Origin of the sequence: Enterobacter sp. MGH 24 (genome assembly GCF_000493015.1) — a bacterium.
Classification (GTDB): domain Bacteria; phylum Pseudomonadota; class Gammaproteobacteria; order Enterobacterales; family Enterobacteriaceae; genus Enterobacter.
In genome coordinates this window covers 1,858,973-1,874,085 of sequence record NZ_KI535657.1, presented here as the reverse complement: position 1 = coordinate 1,874,085, position 15,113 = coordinate 1,858,973, and the positions used below count along the sequence as shown (strand labels likewise).

Genomic DNA, 15,113 nt, shown 5'->3' with positions numbered 1-15,113 from the left:
TTCCTCTTAGACTGCCGCCGCATTGGCGTTATCAATTAAATCCAGCACTTCCTGCTCGGTACGGCAGGCGCGTAAACGGTCGAAATTGGCTTCGTCATCAAACAGATTGACGATCTGCATGATGCCCACCTCCTGGTGGGTGTTGGCATCCACGGCGGCCATGGTGATCAGGATATCGACCGGGTCGTTATCTTCATGGTTGAATACCAGCGGCGTTTTCAGCGTCACCAGCGCGAAGCCGGTTTTCTTCACGCCCTCTTCAGGACGCCCGTGCGGCATTGCCAGCCCTGGCGCTATCACAAAGTACGGGCCGTGCTGCGCGACGCCATCAAGAATGGCCTGGTAGTATCGCGGCTCGACAACGTCAGCCTTAACCAGCAGATCCACGCTCAGCTTCACCGCTTCCTGCCAGGTGCTGGCCTCAGCCTGTAAAAGGATGGAGTTATTCTCTGCCAGCGAATCACGTAGTTTCATGTGGCGTCCTTACTTCACGTCTTGTGGGAAGTGCTCTTTAATCACTTCCAGCAGTTTTGGTCCGAAATCCGCAGGCGACAGCATGTTGCGCACGCCTACCACATATTTATTGCCCGACACGCTAATTTCACCGGCGATATGCGTAGAGGCGATGATGATGTCCGCGCCGTTCAGTTCACTTTTATATTCACCCACTGCGCAGCTGTTCACCGTGTGGTCGATGTTTGACTGGGTTAAAAACTGGTCCACTTTCATCTTCATGATCATGGAGCTGCCTTGCCCATTGCCACACACAGCCAGGATACGTACGGTCATAATCGAAACTCCTTAATGAGCAGACACTTCTGCTGTTTGTTTTTCCGCATCTTCTTCAGCTCGCAGCGAACGGCCAGCGAAGAACATATAAGTAAGAGCAATCAGGATGATGACGGCCATAAAGACCAGCCCGACGGAGGCAAAGCCCTGCATCATCGGCGGTGCCAGAATTGACCAGTCCGCCATGCCCATCCAGGCACTCATACCGGTGAGCTTGACCGCCCACACGCAACCGAAGATTTCCACCATGCCCATCACCAGGCAGATCTTGAGCGCTGCGCGCCAGCCGCCGAAGTGGTTAGCAAACACGCCGATGGTGGCGTTGGAGAAGAACATCGGGATAAAGCCAGGAATAATCAGGATTGAAGAGCCGCAGCCGACCAGGATGCCCACCGCAATCAGCTGGCCGATGGTGCCCCACATAAAGCCCCAGACCACCGCGTTTGGTGCAAAGCTGTAGATAGCGGCACAGTCAATCGCCAGCACCGCTCCGGGGATCAGGCGCTGTGAGATACCGTTGAAGGCTTCCGACAGTTCGGCGACGAACATACGCACACCCTGAGTGATGATGAAAATAGCTACCGCGAAGGAGAAACCGGTCTGCAGGATATAAACCGTCCAGTGGGTTTTACCCGCCATCGCCTGAACAACATCAATGCCGAAGGAGAGCAGAATGGCGCCGAAGAAGATGGTCATCACAATGGCGGTGGAGACGATGTTGTCATGGAAGATATTCAGCCAGCCCGGCAGCTTAAGGTCTTCAACGCTCTCTTCTTTTTTGCCCAGGTACGGCGCAACTTTATAGGCAATCCATGAGGCGAACTGCTGCTGGTGACCGATGGAAAAGCCACAGCCGTCAGTCACTTCCTGGGTTGGCTTGTACATCATGTTGGAGGTGATACCCCAGTAGAGCGAAACCAGCACCGCGGTGCAGATAATCGTGGTCCACATTGGGTAGCCGAAGATATAGAGAGAAACCGCGATCAGCCCCGCCTGCTGGAACATGATGTGCCCGGTAAGCATGATGGTGCGAATGCCGGTAATACGGCGCAGAAGAACGTAAATGATGTTCAGCGCCAGGGCGAGCAGAACCGCATAACCCACCCAGCTATAGGCATCACCCATGCGGTCGATGGTCGCCATCATTGAGGCGTAGGTGTCAGAGATGGCACCGTTGATGCCATACACCTCAGACATTTTGGCGACGACCGGCTTGAAGGTGCTGGTCAGAATGCCTGACCCCGCCTGCAACAGCATGAAACCGATAATGGTTTTGATGGTGCCTTTGATAATCACGCTGACGCTTTTGCGCAGCAGGATATAGCCCAGGCACGTCACGATACCCAGCAGCAGCGGGGCGTTGGTCATTACCTGATTAAAGAACACGGTAAAGACGTTGTAGAGGATCTCCATAACTCTCTCCAAAAATGAGAACACGAGGGGCAATCCCTGTGTGGTTGGTGCCATCACTCTATTAATCACAAATAATCACCACAAGATTGAATCTGATTATTTGTGACGTATCACGCAAATTATTTCCACGGTGTTAGTAATGATTTTCAGTACCGTACACAGAAAATGAATTAATCTTTATAATTCATGTAATTAATAGTTATTGCGGGATAGTCTAACAAGGAAGAAGCGCAGAGTCCGTGAAGTCGAGCAGATAAAATTCCTCATTTTTGCCATTGCAAAGCGCATCAAATGGTGACAGCATTAATCATAACGAATCACATAGTGATTACTTTTGATTAAACCAGGAGTCAAAACGATGAGTAAAGTGAACACCATCACCCGTGAGTCATGGATTCTGAGCACCTTCCCGGAGTGGGGCAGCTGGCTGAATGAAGAGATTGAGCAGGAACAGGTTGCTCCTGGCACGTTTGCAATGTGGTGGCTGGGCTGTACCGGTATCTGGCTGAAATCAGAGGGTGGCGCCAATATCTGCGTCGATTTCTGGTGCGGTACCGGCAAGCAGAGCCACGGCAACCCCCTGATGAAAAAAGGCCATCAGATGCAGCGCATGGCGGGCGTAGAAAAACTGCAGCCGAACCTGCGTACCACACCGTTTGTGCTTGATCCGTTTGCCATTCGCCAGATCGACGCCGTCCTTTCTACTCACGATCACAACGATCATATCGACGTGAACGTGGCGGCAGCGGTGATGCAAAACTGCGCGGACGACGTGCCGTTTATCGGGCCACAGACCTGCGTGGATCTCTGGATTGGCTGGGGCGTGCCGAAAGAACGCTGCATCGTGATGAAGCCTGGCGACGTGGTGAAAATCAAAGATATTGAAATCCATGCGCTGGATGCCTTTGACCGTACCGCATTGATTACCCTGCCAGCCGACCAGAAAGCCGCTGGCGTTCTGCCGGACGGTATGGATGAGCGTGCGGTCAACTACCTGTTTAAAACCCCTGGCGGTTCCCTGTACCACAGCGGCGACTCTCACTACTCCAACTATTACGCGAAGCACGGTAACGAGCACCAGATCGACGTGGCACTGGGCTCCTACGGTGAGAATCCGCGCGGCATTACCGACAAAATGACCAGCGCCGATATGCTGCGCATGGCGGAAGCGCTGAATACCAAAGTGGTTATCCCGTTCCACCACGATATCTGGTCAAACTTCCAGGCCGATCCGCAGGAAATCCGCGTGCTGTGGGAAATGAAAAAAGACCGCCTGAAGTATGGCTTCAAGCCGTTCATCTGGCAGGTCGGCGGCAAGTTCACCTGGCCACTGGACAAAGATAATCTGGAATATCACTATCCACGTGGTTTCGATGATTGCTTCACCATTGAGCCAGACTTGCCGTTCAAGTCCTTCCTCTGATTGTGCAGCCAAATCGCCAGACGTGATGTCTGGCGATGCCATATTTCTTTTAGTAATTTCACGCTATTTCAAATATCATCTTTTCAAATCAATTCTTATCGGAATAGCTCATGACGGAAGCGCAACGGCATCAAATTCTCCTGGAACTCCTGGCGCAAACCGGGTTTATCACCGTCGAGAAAGTGATCGAACGTTTAGGGATCTCCCCGGCAACGGCACGGCGAGACATTAACAAGCTGGATGAAAGCGGCAAGCTGAAAAAGGTCCGCAACGGTGCGGAAGCCATCAGCCAGCAGCGCCCCCGCTGGACGCCGATGAATATTCATCAGGCGCAGAATCATGATGAAAAAGTACGGATCGCCAGAGCTGCGTCGCAGCTGGTGAATCCCGGCGAGAGCGTGGTCATCAACTGCGGCTCTACGGCGTTTCTGCTGGGTCGCGAAATGTGCGGCAAGCCGGTACAGATCATCACCAACTACTTACCGCTCGCCAACTATCTCATCGATCAGGAGCATGAGAGCGTGGTGATCATGGGCGGCCAGTACAACAAAAGCCAGTCCATCACCCTTAGCCCTCAGGACAGCGAGAATAGTCTCTATGCCGGGCACTGGATGTTTACCAGCGGCAAAGGCCTGACGGCGGATGGCCTGTATAAAACCGATATGCTGACCGCGATGGCGGAGCAAAACATGCTTAACGTTGTGGGCAAGCTCGTTGTACTGGTCGACAGCACCAAAGTGGGCGAGCGCGCTGGCATGCTGTTCAGCCGTGCCGAACAGATCGACATGGTGATCACCGGTAAAAATGCCAACCCTGAGATCCTCCAGAAGCTGGAAGATCTGGGGGTGAAAGTCCTGCGCGTCTAAAGATGCTGGCGGAAAAAGGCCACCGTGGCGTCCAGCGCCGTTGGCGTGATGCGGTGGCGGACGCCCGATTCCCACAAACAGGTCAGATTATCGTCCAGTCCTTCATTTATTAACGCCTGCTGCAGACGGAAGGTTCCCTCGGGCGGGACCACATCATCCGCGTCACCGTGCCACAGCAGCAGTGGGCGATCGGCCACGCGTGGCAATGCCCGGGTCACTTCCCACTCTGCCAGCATCGCGGTCATTTCCGTTAAATCCTGCGGGGGAAAAAGCGTCTTCGCCAGCGACGTAAAGTAGCCCGAGCCCATCAGACAGGCGACAGACGTCACTTCAGGGTGATGCGTCATAATCCCCAGCGCCGTCATCCCCCCCATCGACGCCCCGGCTACCGCCAGACGATTGTCGGCCACCAGCCCAGCCTCATAAAGCGCATCGCGCAGCCCGGCAAACTCGGTCAGGCTACCGTGCAGAATCTGCCAGAACTGCCCCAGCCGCGCCTGCTCGTTACCCATAAAGCGTGCGCCGTGGTCTGGTGCATCTGGCATTACCACGCGAAAACCCGCCTGTGCCAGCGCTACCGCAAAATAACTGTAAACCAGCTTCGATGAGGTAAACCCGTGATAAAAAACCACAACAGGCAGCGGTTTATCACGTTTACCCGCTGGCATCGCGTGTAAAATTTCATGGTCGCCGAGGTGGCGTATTTCAATTTCAATCATTGTCGACCCTGTGCGAATGTATGATTCATAATGTTGAGAACTGGGTTACGCTTTCACGTCATTTTCATTCGAAATATACGTCCCAGATAACACTTCGGGAACATTCCCCCAAAACTAAATTCACAGACAACTACACTATGGCTATCAGGAAACGAGATATGGTTATGCGCAGGTTTGCTGCTTTATTGCTGGTGTTTCTGCTGAGTGGCTGTAGCGCGCTGCAGGGAACGCCGCAACCCGCTCCACCGGTCGCCGATCATCCGCAGGAGATTCGTCGTAATCAGACGGAAGGATTACAACGAATGGGCACCGTCTCCGCGCTGGTTCGCGGCTCTCCGGATGACGCAGAATCAGCAATAAAAGCACAAGCCGTCGCCGCCAAAGCAGATTATTACGTCATCATTATGATCGACGAAACCATCATAACGGGACAGTGGTATTCACAGGCCATTTTGTACCGGAAATAATGGTTTTCCTTTGAACGAGATTTACACTGCTTTGCGTCCATAGACATTTTCCTGTCCACAATAAACTCCATGCCCGCGTCAATGGAAGGGAGTTTATTTGCGAAGGATTGCCCGGCGGATACCGGATATATGTGAAATGGAGCTGACGATGAAACGAACTCTTGCTTTGACCTCACTGTTGCTCTCAGCAGGCCTGGTGAGCACCACCGCGCAGTCAGCAGAATTCGCCAGTGCTGACTGCGTGACTGGCCTGAATGAAATTGGCCAGATCTCCGTGAATAATATCTCGGGAAGCCCGCAGGACGTTGAACGTGTCGTGGCATTAAAGGCCGATGAGCAGGGTGCTTCATGGTATCGCATCATCCAGATGCAGGAAGATAACCATATCGATCGCTGGCGGGTACAGGCCATTCTCTACGTGTAATCTCCCTTCTGATAAAAGCCACTTATTTTTAGTGGCTTTTCGTTTTTGCAAATTTTTTATCTTATACAAAACCAATTAAGAACAATAAAATAACATTTTGTTACATTAATTCAGTAAACGTAATCCCTGCTCTGCCGTTGAAGAACCATACCTTTTCAATGATGAGCAATTTATGATCAACGTTTTTCGCCGTGCAGGCCTGGGTACGAAGCTGTCACTGCTTACGGGCGTCAGTGTCGCCACGCTGTTTCTGCTTTTTACTTTTCTGCTCAGCCAAAAAGCCAGCCAGCAGCTTGAAGCCCTTGCGGTAGAAGATCTGCATAATCAGTCCACCGGCATGGTCGACATGGTGCAGATGTTTAACACCAGCCTGAGTGAAGAGGTTGAGAGCTATACCCGTCTGTTCACCACCTTTTTACCGCAGCCCCTGAACATTGATACTTCCCAAACCCAGACGATTAACAGGCTTAGCGTTCCGCTTCTGAAAGGCGGAGAAACCGGGCTGCATGAAAACAACACCCTATCAGACGAGTTCCTGAACCGTACGGGAGCCATTTCGACGCTGTTTGTACGCAGCGGTAACGATTTTGTTCGCGTAGCCACGTCGCTGCGCAAAGAGAACGGCGATCGGGCAATGGGTACCGTTCTGGATAACGCCAGCCCGGCCTTTGCCGCCGTCAGCAATGGTGAAGTCTACCGCGGCCTGGCACTGCTGTTTGGCAAACGCTACATCACTCAGTACCAGCCCGTTAAAAACGCCGAAGGACAGGTGATTGCGATCGTCTTTGTCGGGGTGGACATCACCCACTCCTGGAACGTCATGCGTGAGAAAATCCTCAACCGCCGGTTGGGCGAGAGCGGTCACTTCTTTGTGCTGGATCGCAGCAACGGTAAAACGCGCGGGCAATACCTGTTCCATGCCGGAGAAGAGGGAAAACTGCCGAAGTGGGACGGCACAACACAACAACAGCTTCTGAGTGACAAACCCGGCACGCTGGAGCGAGTAAGCGACGATGGTCGCACGCTGAAAATGGCCTATACCCCGCTGCCGGGCTGGAACTGGACTATCGTGGGCGAAGTGGATAAATCGGTGCTGCTCTCAAGCGTCACCGCCATGCGCGATCGTTTCCTGCTGGCTGGAGTGGTCTTATCCATCCTGTTTGCTGGCCTGTTCGTGGTCCTGATTCGCCGCGTGCTGACCCGACCGCTGCGCAATGTGATCCATCTTGCCCGGCAATATGCCGCAGGGGATCTCCGTTCCAGCCTGCCGGTGACGCGCCAGGACGAAGTGGGTCAGCTGATCGATGCTATCAACGGCATCGGCGGCGGCCTGCAAAAAATTGTGCTGCAGGTCCGTGAGGCTGCAGGCGAGATCCATTCAGGCACCAACGCGCTGGCCGCCGACACTGGCGAGATTTCAGAGCAGATCAACAAGCAGGCCAGCAGCGTGGAAGAGACGTCCGCCAGCATGGAGCAACTGGCCGCCACCGTGCAGCAAAATGCCGCCAACATGGAGCAAACCCAGCAGCTGGTGGGTGAAACCTCGCTCGCGGTTCATCAGGGCGGTGAGACGGTCACCCACGCAGTGTCGACTATGGACGACATTCGCGAAGCGTCAAAACGCATCGAAGACATTACCCGCGTGATCGAGTCCATTGCTTTCCAGACCAATATTCTGGCGCTGAATGCGGCAGTGGAAGCGGCTCGCGCGGGCGAGCACGGAAAAGGATTTGCGGTAGTCGCCCAGGAAGTTCGCGCCCTGGCGGGACGCAGCGCTAACGCGGTGAAGGAGATAGAACAGCTGATTGGCGATACGCTCAGAAAAGTGAGTGAGGGTCATGCGCTGTCTGAACAGACGCGTCTGGCGATGGATGACATCATCATTCATATCGATAACATTAGCCAGCTGGTCACAGAGATTAACCATGCCTCACGCGAGCAGTCCGCCGGGATCGGCCAGGTGAACCTCGCCATGACCCATATTGGCGAAGCGTCGCACATCAATGCCGATCGCGTCTCACGCAGCGAGCAAACGGCTCAAACGCTGCGCGAGAAGGGTTCACACCTGACTCAGCTGGTGAGTCTGTTCCAGCTAAAAGGCTAGCCGACTCTGCCCGTGGCGCGCAGCAGCAGGTCACTTTGCACCTGCTCGCTCATCAGCGTACCGCCACGGGTGTCCAGCATCATGCGGCACCACGCCTGCGCCACCGGGGGCGATGCGTGCCGCAGCATCTGGCTCCCGGTACCGAGCAAGAAAAGCTGCTGCGCGATCTCCCGCCCCTGCGCCTCCTGCGGTTTACGCAGTTTTTGCTGCAGCTGTCGCCAGCTGCGGTCGAAGTGTCTGTCCTGCCCTTTCACCTGCGCAAACTCATCGGCAAGCAGATCGTGAATGCCCGGCTGCTTCGCCAGCACGCGCAGCACGTCCAGGCACATGATATTCCCCGATCCTTCCCAGATACTGTTGACTGGCATCTCGCGATACAGGCGGGGAAGTTCGCTCTCTTCGCAATATCCGATCCCACCCAGCACCTCCATCGCTTCAGCGACAAACGGGATGCCCGCTTTACAGATGCTAAATTTCGCAGCCGGGGTAAACAGCCGCGCCCAGGCGGCCTCTTGCGGATCGGCACGCTTGTCCCACGCCCGGGCCAGGCGGAACAGCAGCGCCGTGTGCCCCTCCAGCACCAGTGCCATCCGGCTTAGCACCTCACGCATTAGCGGCTGGTCGATGAGATTTTTGCCGAAGGTTTGCCGCTGATGGGCATGGTACAGCGCCACCGAGAGCGCCCGACGCATCAGCCCGTGGCTGCCCAGCGCGCAGTCAAAGCGCGTCAGACCGCCCATTTTGAGGATCTGCCGTACCCCTTCGCCCTCTTCCCCCAGCAGCCAGCCGGAAGCATCCAGGAACTCCACCTCGCTGCTGGCGTTGGAGCGGTTTCCGAGCTTGTCCTTGAGGCGCTCCAGCCGGACGGCGTTGCGCTGTCCGTCTGGCAAAAAGCGCGGCACAAAAAAGCAGGATAGCCCGCCTTTCGCCTGGGCCAGCACCAGGTGTGCATCGCTTTGCGGGACGGAGAAAAACCATTTATGCCCCACCAGCCTGTAACTGCCGTCGCTGCATTTTTCCGCTTTGGTGGTGTTGCTGAGCACGTCTGAGCCGCCCTGCTTTTCCGTCATTCCCATGCCGATCAGCAGGCCGCGCTTTTGCGCACCGGGGGCCAGATGCGGATCGTAGCGATCGCTGAGCAGCGGCGTCAGCCAGTCGTGAAATGCTTTGGGGAGCGCCTGCTGCAGCAGCGGCGTGGCGGCGAACGTCATGGTGACCGGGCAAAGCGTGCCCGCCTCCACCTGAGCATGCAGCACAAAGCGTGCGGCCCGAGCGACAAACGACCCTTTACGCGCCTCCTCTTCCCACGCCAGATTATGCACGCGATTGGCACAGAGTCCCTGCATCAGCAGGTGCCATGCCGGGTGAAATCGGACGTCGTCCAGCCGCTCTCCGGTGGCGTCATAGCGTAGTAATTCCGGAGGATTAACGTTTGCCAGCCTGCCCAGCTCCAGCGATTCCGCGGTGCCTAACTGCTGTCCGATGCTGGCGAGCAACTCAATATCCCACTCGGCCCCTTCACGCGCGACCGCATCGCGCAGGGCGCAGTCCGAGAGGAAAAGGTTGCTGTTGGAAAGCGGTGCAGGTTGATTGAAAACCGTATGGGTCTGCCAGTGCATGCTGTCTCCCTCCTTCAGTGGCAATGACGATAAGTATGGACAAACCGCGCACACGCTGCATGGGAGGGGAGTCACACGTTCGCGATCCCGCTGATATCATTCGTGAAATAGCTCACAGAACATAAGAATAAACTATTTCATGACTTCGCTTTTGTTGAATAATTTATTCTTACCCTTTTCAGTGAGGATCGTTATGCAACCGGATGCGCACAAGCGAGCATTAATTGCAGGCTCCATTGGTAACTTTATCGAGTGGTATGAGTTTGCGGTCTACGGTTTTCTGGCGACCGTCATTGCGAAAAACTTCTTCCAGCTTGAAGGCGAAGCGGGTCTTACCAGCCTAATCCTCACCTACGCCTCGTTTGCCATCGCCTTCTTCTTCCGCCCGCTGGGTGCGGTAGTGTTTGGCCGCATCGGCGACCGGATTGGCCGTAAGCCGACGCTAATCATTGTGCTGGTGCTGATGACGCTCGCTACCGCCGCCATCGGCATTGTGCCGGTTTATGCTAGCATCGGGATTGCCGCGCCGCTCATTATTACGCTACTGCGCATCCTGCAGGGGCTGTTCGCGGGCGGTGAGTACGGCGGTGCGGTCTCGCTGATGACGGAGTTCGCCCCGCGCGGCAAGCGTGGGCTCTATGGCGCGTGGCAGTCCTTTACCGTGGCGCTGGGGCTGTTAGCGGGCGCAGGCATCGTGGCGCTGCTCTCCGCCCTTCTCACGCCTGAGGCATTGCACGACTGGGGCTGGCGCATTCCGTTCTTCCTGGCGCTGCCCATGGGCGTCGTGGCGCTGTGGCTGCGTGTCAGCATGGAAGAGACACCCAGTTTTGTGCAGCAGCAGGATAAACCGGCTGTCGCTCAGGCGGATACTGCCGCCACGCTCCGGGCCATCGTGATGGGGATTGGGCGCGTCATGGTCTGGTCTGCGGCGGGGTACACCTACCTGGTGATTATGCCGACCTATCTGCAGTCGGCGCTGCACACCGGGTTTAACCAGGCGCTGCTGATAGCGGTGATTTCCAATATTGGGTTTGCGCTGACGATTATTCCGTCGGGGATCCTGAGTGACCGGATCGGGCGCCGCACGGTGATGATTATCGCCACCGCGCTTTTGCTGATCCTCGCCCTGCCGCTGCTGAAAATCCTGCAGGCGGAGTCGAGTACGCTGGCGGTGAAGGCTGTTGTGGTGTTGATTGCGGGCGGTCTGGTCGGGATGCTGGCGGGGCCGGGCCCGGCGATGCTATCTGAGATGTTCCCGACGCGCGTGCGCTATACGGGACTGGGGCTGGCCTACTCTTTGTCGAACGCGATTTTCTCGGGATGTGCAGGGTTAATCATTACCGGGCTGATTAAGCAGACGGGCAACCTGGATATTCCGGCGTATTACGTGATGGCGACGGCGGTAGTGAGTATCTTTGCGCTGATGACGCTGAGAAAGGATGACCATTTGCGGTCATTAGAGGAGTGAGGTTAATGCCCGGTGGCGCTACGCTTACCGGGCCTACGGTACCGTGCCTTTGTAGGCCGGGTAAGGCGAAGCCGCCACCCGGCACAACAGGCTACCCTCGCTGACGCACCGCTTCAAACAGGCAGATACCCGTCGCAACGGAAACGTTCAGGGACGACACACTGCCCGCCATCGGGATGCTGATCAGCTCATCGCAGTGCTCGCGGGTCAGACGGCGCATGCCTTCGCCTTCCGCACCCATCACCAGCGCCAGGCGGCCGGTCATTTTGCTCTGGTACAGAGTATGGTCCGCTTCACCGGCAGTACCGACGATCCAGATGTTCTCTTCCTGCAGCAGACGCATGGTGCGCGCCAGGTTAGTCACGCGGATCAGCGGAACGTTTTCCGCCGCGCCGCAGGCCACTTTCTTCGCCGTCGCGTTCAGCTGCGCGGAGCGGTCTTTCGGCACGATCACCGCATGCACACCCGCCGCATCCGCGCTGCGCAGGCACGCGCCGAGGTTATGCGGATCGGTAACGCCATCGAGGATCAGGAAGAACGGGTTATCCAGCTCTGCAATCAGATCCGGCAGATCGTTTTCCTGATACTGACGACCCGGCTTCACGCGGGCAATGATCCCCTGGTGCACCGCGCCTTCGCTTTTCTCATCCAGGAACTGGCGGTTCGCCAGCTGGATCACCACGCCCTGCGCTTCCAGCGCGTGGATCAGCGGCATCAGACGCTTATCTTCACGCCCTTTCAGAATAAAGACTTCCTGAAAACGCTCCGGTGCGCGCTCGAGAAGGGCCTGCACCGCGTGGATGCCGTAAATCATTTCACTCATTGATGGTTCTCGTAATAAATATTTCCCCTCCCCCATTAGGGAGAGGGTCAGGGTGAGGGGAGAATTTACTCCGCCTGCTTTTTCTTGGCCGCGCGCTTCGCTTTGGTGGCGGCAGCGATTTTCTGCGTTTTCGCGGAAGGTTTTTTCGCTGAACGAGCTTCTTTCTTCGCCGCCTTCGGCTTCTGTTTCTTCTCGCCGCGGAACGCGCTGTCCGGCTCGAAGTTTACCTTCTTGCCCGCCTGACGACGTTTACCGCCGCCCGGTTTACCGTTACCGGTTTTTTTCGCCCTTTCACGCTCGGTTTTACCGACGTTACGCGGCGCGCGCTCGCTGGAGATCAGGCTGAAGTCGATTTTACGATCGTCCATATTCACGGCTTCGACCTTCACTTCCACACGGTCGCCCAGACGATAGGTCTGGCCGCCAGACTCACCAATCAGGCGCTGACCGACCTGGTCGAAGCGGTAGTAGTCGTTGTCCAGGCTGGAGACGTGCACCAGACCGTCGATGAACAGCTCGTCCAGACGAACGAAGAAACCAAAGCCGGTCACGCTGGCAATCACACCTTTGAAGACGTTACCGACCTGATCGAGCATAAAGTCACACTTCAGCCAGTCCGCCACGTCGCGTGTGGCTTCATCGGCACGACGTTCGGCCATGGAGCAGTGCTGACCCAGCTGCAGCATCTCTTCCATCGAATAGTGATAGCCACCGGTTTCGGTGGTGTTCCCTTTATGACCTTGCTCCTGCGCCAACAGATACTTGATCGCACGGTGCAGTGAGAGGTCAGGATAACGACGGATCGGCGACGTAAAGTGGGCGTAAGACTGCAGCGCCAGGCCGAAGTGTCCCCGGTTTTCCGGATCGTAAATCGCCTGCTTCATAGAGCGCAGCAGCATCGTCTGCAGCATTTCTGCATCCGGACGATCGCTAATGGATTCCAGCAGCTCGGCGTAATCGCGAGGCTCTGGCTTGTTACCGCCTGGCAGCTCCAGACCGAGTTCGGCCAGCACGGAGCGGAACGACGTAATGGCTTCCGTGGTCGGCTTATCGTGAATACGGAACAGCGCTGGCTCTTTGGCTTTCTCGACGAAGCGTGCCGCCGAGATGTTCGCCAGAATCATACACTCTTCGATCAGCTTGTGCGCATCGTTACGCTGGGTCTGTTCGATACGCTCGATGCGGCGTTCAGCGTTGAAGATAAACTTCGCCTCTTCGCTCTCAAAGGAGATCCCGCCGCGCTCTTCGCGCGCCTGATCCAGCGTTTTGTAGAGGTTATGCAGTTCTTCGATGTGTTTAACCAGCGGCGCGTACTGTTCGCGCAGATCCTGGTCGCCCTGCAGCATATGCCAGACCTTGGTATAGGTCAGACGCGCGTGCGAGCTCATCACCGCTTCGTAGAACTTGTAGCCGGTTAAGCGCCCTTTGGTGGAGATGGTCATCTCGCAAACCATACACAGGCGGTCAACCTGCGGGTTCAGGGAGCACAGGCCGTTAGAGAGCACTTCCGGCAGCATCGGCACGACCTGGGACGGGAAGTAGACCGAGGTTCCGCGGCTGCGCGCTTCGTTATCCAGCGGCGTATGCGGACGGACATAATAGCTTACGTCAGCGATAGCCACCCACAGACGCCAGCCACCGCCGCGTTTTTTCTCGCAGTAGACGGCGTCATCGAAGTCGCGGGCATCTTCACCGTCGATAGTGACCAGCGGCAGGGAGCGCAGATCCACGCGGCCCGCTTTGGACTCTTCCGGCACTTCTTCGCGCAGGCTTTCGATCTGCTCTTCAACCGCTTTCGGCCAGATGTAAGGAATTTCATGGGTGCGCAGCGCCATATCAACGGCCATGGTAGTGCCCATGTTGTCGCCAAGCACTTCGACGATTTTACCTACCGCTTTGGTGCGACGTGTTGGGCGCTGGGTGAGTTCCACCACCACCACAAAGCCCATGCGGGCGCCCATCACCTCTTCAGGTGGGATCAGAATGTCGAAGCTCAGACGGCTATCGTCCGGCACCACAAAGCCCACGCCCGCGTCGGTAAAGTAGCGCCCGACGATCTGGCTGGTTTTTGGCACCAGAACGCGAACCACGCGCGCTTCGCGGCGGCCTTTACGGTCCGCGCCCAGCGGCTGCGCCAGGATCTGGTCGCCGTGGATGCACATTTTCATCTGTTCAGATGAGAGGTACAGATCGTCCTTACGGCCTTCCACGCGCAGGAAGCCGAAGCCATCGCGGTGACCAATGACGGTCCCTTTCAGCAGATCGAGTCGTTCTGGCAGCGCGTAGCACTGGCGACGGGTAAAGACCAGCTGCCCGTCACGCTCCATCGCGCGCAGGCGGCGGCGAAGGGCTTCAATTTGCTCTTCACCTTCAATGTTTAATTCAACGGCAAGTTCTTCACGATTGGCGGGTTTTTCGCGTTTTGTTAAGTGTTCAATGATGAACTCGCGGCTGGGAATAGGATTCGCGTATTTTTCAGCTTCGCGTTCCTGGAAAGGATCATGTGACATGTCGGTTCCTCCGTTGTCAGCTCCGGTGGAAATTTTCTTCATTCCACCAGCAATAATTTATAAAGCGGTTGATTCTCTTCAACCAAATCGGCCAGCGTGTAGTTATCCAGTTCCATGAGAAAACTTTGCACGGCCTTTGAAAGCGCCTTTTTCAGGCGGCAAGCGGGCGTGATGTGGCAGAACTCGCTGCTGCAGTTCACCAGAGACAGCGGCTCCAGTTCACGTACCACATCGCCAACACGAATACTCTGTGCCGGTTTACCGAGACGGATCCCACCATTCTTCCCGCGGACGGCAGCAACGTATCCGGCACGACTAAGTTGATTGATTATTTTGACCATATGATTACGGGATACGCCGTAGACCTCTGTGACTTCAGAGATACTGGTCATCTTCCCCTCGGGTAACGACGCCATGTAGATCAGCGCACGTAAGCCGTAATCGGTGAAACTTGTTAACTGCACATCAACCTCAGGAAAAAGGGAAAT

General features: G+C 56.0%; 14 protein-coding genes. 6 read left to right on the top strand and 8 right to left on the bottom strand.

The genetic code is table 11. The annotated features are described in order from the left end of the window. Positions 1-6 precede the first annotated feature (6 nt). From ulaC to ulaA, 3 genes are read right to left on the bottom strand one after another with little or no spacing between them, the layout of a single operon-like run. Complete coding sequence (gene ulaC, locus L370_RS12960; protein ID WP_023334264.1) at positions 7-474, bottom strand: PTS ascorbate transporter subunit IIA; 468 nt, start codon at positions 472-474, stop codon at positions 7-9. Between the two features lie 9 nt (positions 475-483). After that, positions 484-789, bottom strand: a complete 306-nt coding sequence (gene ulaB / locus L370_RS12965; RefSeq protein ID WP_003856022.1) for a PTS ascorbate transporter subunit IIB — start codon at positions 787-789, stop codon at positions 484-486. 12 nt (positions 790-801) lie between these two features. Next, the gene (gene ulaA / locus L370_RS12970; protein ID WP_023334263.1) at positions 802-2,202 is read right to left on the bottom strand and encodes a PTS ascorbate transporter subunit IIC; all 1,401 of its coding nucleotides are present in this window, start codon (positions 2,200-2,202) and stop codon (positions 802-804) included. Between the two features lie 358 nt (positions 2,203-2,560). Between ulaA and ulaG the strand changes: the two genes are divergently transcribed. Continuing rightward, the gene (ulaG, locus tag L370_RS12975; RefSeq protein ID WP_010427455.1) at positions 2,561-3,625 is read left to right on the top strand and encodes an L-ascorbate 6-phosphate lactonase; all 1,065 of its coding nucleotides are present in this window, start codon (positions 2,561-2,563) and stop codon (positions 3,623-3,625) included. A 110-nt stretch (positions 3,626-3,735) separates the two neighbouring features. Continuing rightward, positions 3,736-4,491: an HTH-type transcriptional regulator UlaR gene (gene ulaR, locus L370_RS12980; protein ID WP_023334262.1), complete on the top strand. Its 756-nt coding sequence runs from the start codon at positions 3,736-3,738 to the stop codon at positions 4,489-4,491. Here ulaR and yjfP read toward each other — a convergent pair. Further along, complete coding sequence (gene yjfP / locus L370_RS12985; protein ID WP_023334261.1) at positions 4,488-5,210, bottom strand: esterase; 723 nt, start codon at positions 5,208-5,210, stop codon at positions 4,488-4,490. The genes ulaR and yjfP overlap by 4 nt on opposite strands. 137 nt (positions 5,211-5,347) lie before the next feature. On the opposite strand from yjfP, the gene bsmA reads away from it, so the two are divergent. From bsmA to L370_RS13000, 3 genes are all read left to right on the top strand, one after another. Then, positions 5,348-5,677 carry a biofilm peroxide resistance protein BsmA gene (gene bsmA, locus L370_RS12990; RefSeq protein ID WP_071787435.1) on the top strand — a complete coding sequence of 110 codons (330 nt, stop codon included), beginning with the start codon at positions 5,348-5,350 and terminating at the stop codon, positions 5,675-5,677. 136 nt (positions 5,678-5,813) lie between these two features. After that, on the top strand, positions 5,814-6,101 hold the full coding sequence (gene yjfN / locus L370_RS12995) for a DUF1471 family protease activator YjfN (protein ID WP_032639878.1): 288 nt from the start codon (positions 5,814-5,816) through the stop codon (positions 6,099-6,101). A 172-nt stretch (positions 6,102-6,273) separates the two neighbouring features. Beyond that, the gene (locus L370_RS13000; RefSeq protein ID WP_023334258.1) at positions 6,274-8,205 is read left to right on the top strand and encodes a methyl-accepting chemotaxis protein; all 1,932 of its coding nucleotides are present in this window, start codon (positions 6,274-6,276) and stop codon (positions 8,203-8,205) included. On the opposite strand, the gene L370_RS13005 is transcribed toward L370_RS13000, so the two are convergent. Beyond that, on the bottom strand, positions 8,202-9,824 hold the full coding sequence (locus L370_RS13005) for an isovaleryl-CoA dehydrogenase (RefSeq protein WP_023334257.1): 1,623 nt from the start codon (positions 9,822-9,824) through the stop codon (positions 8,202-8,204). The two genes, L370_RS13000 and L370_RS13005, sit on opposite strands and share 4 nt — an antisense overlap. Positions 9,825-10,017: 193 nt before the next feature. On the opposite strand from L370_RS13005, the gene L370_RS13010 reads away from it, so the two are divergent. Next, positions 10,018-11,292, top strand: coding sequence for an MFS transporter (locus L370_RS13010; protein WP_023334256.1), 1,275 nt, complete (start codon positions 10,018-10,020; stop codon positions 11,290-11,292). Between the two features lie 91 nt (positions 11,293-11,383). On the opposite strand, the gene rlmB is transcribed toward L370_RS13010, so the two are convergent. From rlmB to nsrR, 3 genes are all read right to left on the bottom strand, one after another. Continuing rightward, on the bottom strand, positions 11,384-12,115 hold the full coding sequence (rlmB, locus tag L370_RS13015; RefSeq protein ID WP_023334255.1) for a 23S rRNA (guanosine(2251)-2'-O)-methyltransferase RlmB: 732 nt from the start codon (positions 12,113-12,115) through the stop codon (positions 11,384-11,386). A gap of 65 nt (positions 12,116-12,180) precedes the next feature. Beyond that, positions 12,181-14,625, bottom strand: coding sequence for a ribonuclease R (rnr, locus tag L370_RS13020; RefSeq protein ID WP_023334254.1), 2,445 nt, complete (start codon positions 14,623-14,625; stop codon positions 12,181-12,183). A 38-nt stretch (positions 14,626-14,663) separates the two neighbouring features. Then, positions 14,664-15,089 carry a nitric oxide-sensing transcriptional repressor NsrR gene (gene nsrR, locus L370_RS13025; RefSeq protein WP_023334253.1) on the bottom strand — a complete coding sequence of 142 codons (426 nt, stop codon included), beginning with the start codon at positions 15,087-15,089 and terminating at the stop codon, positions 14,664-14,666. Positions 15,090-15,113: the final 24 nt, after the last annotated feature.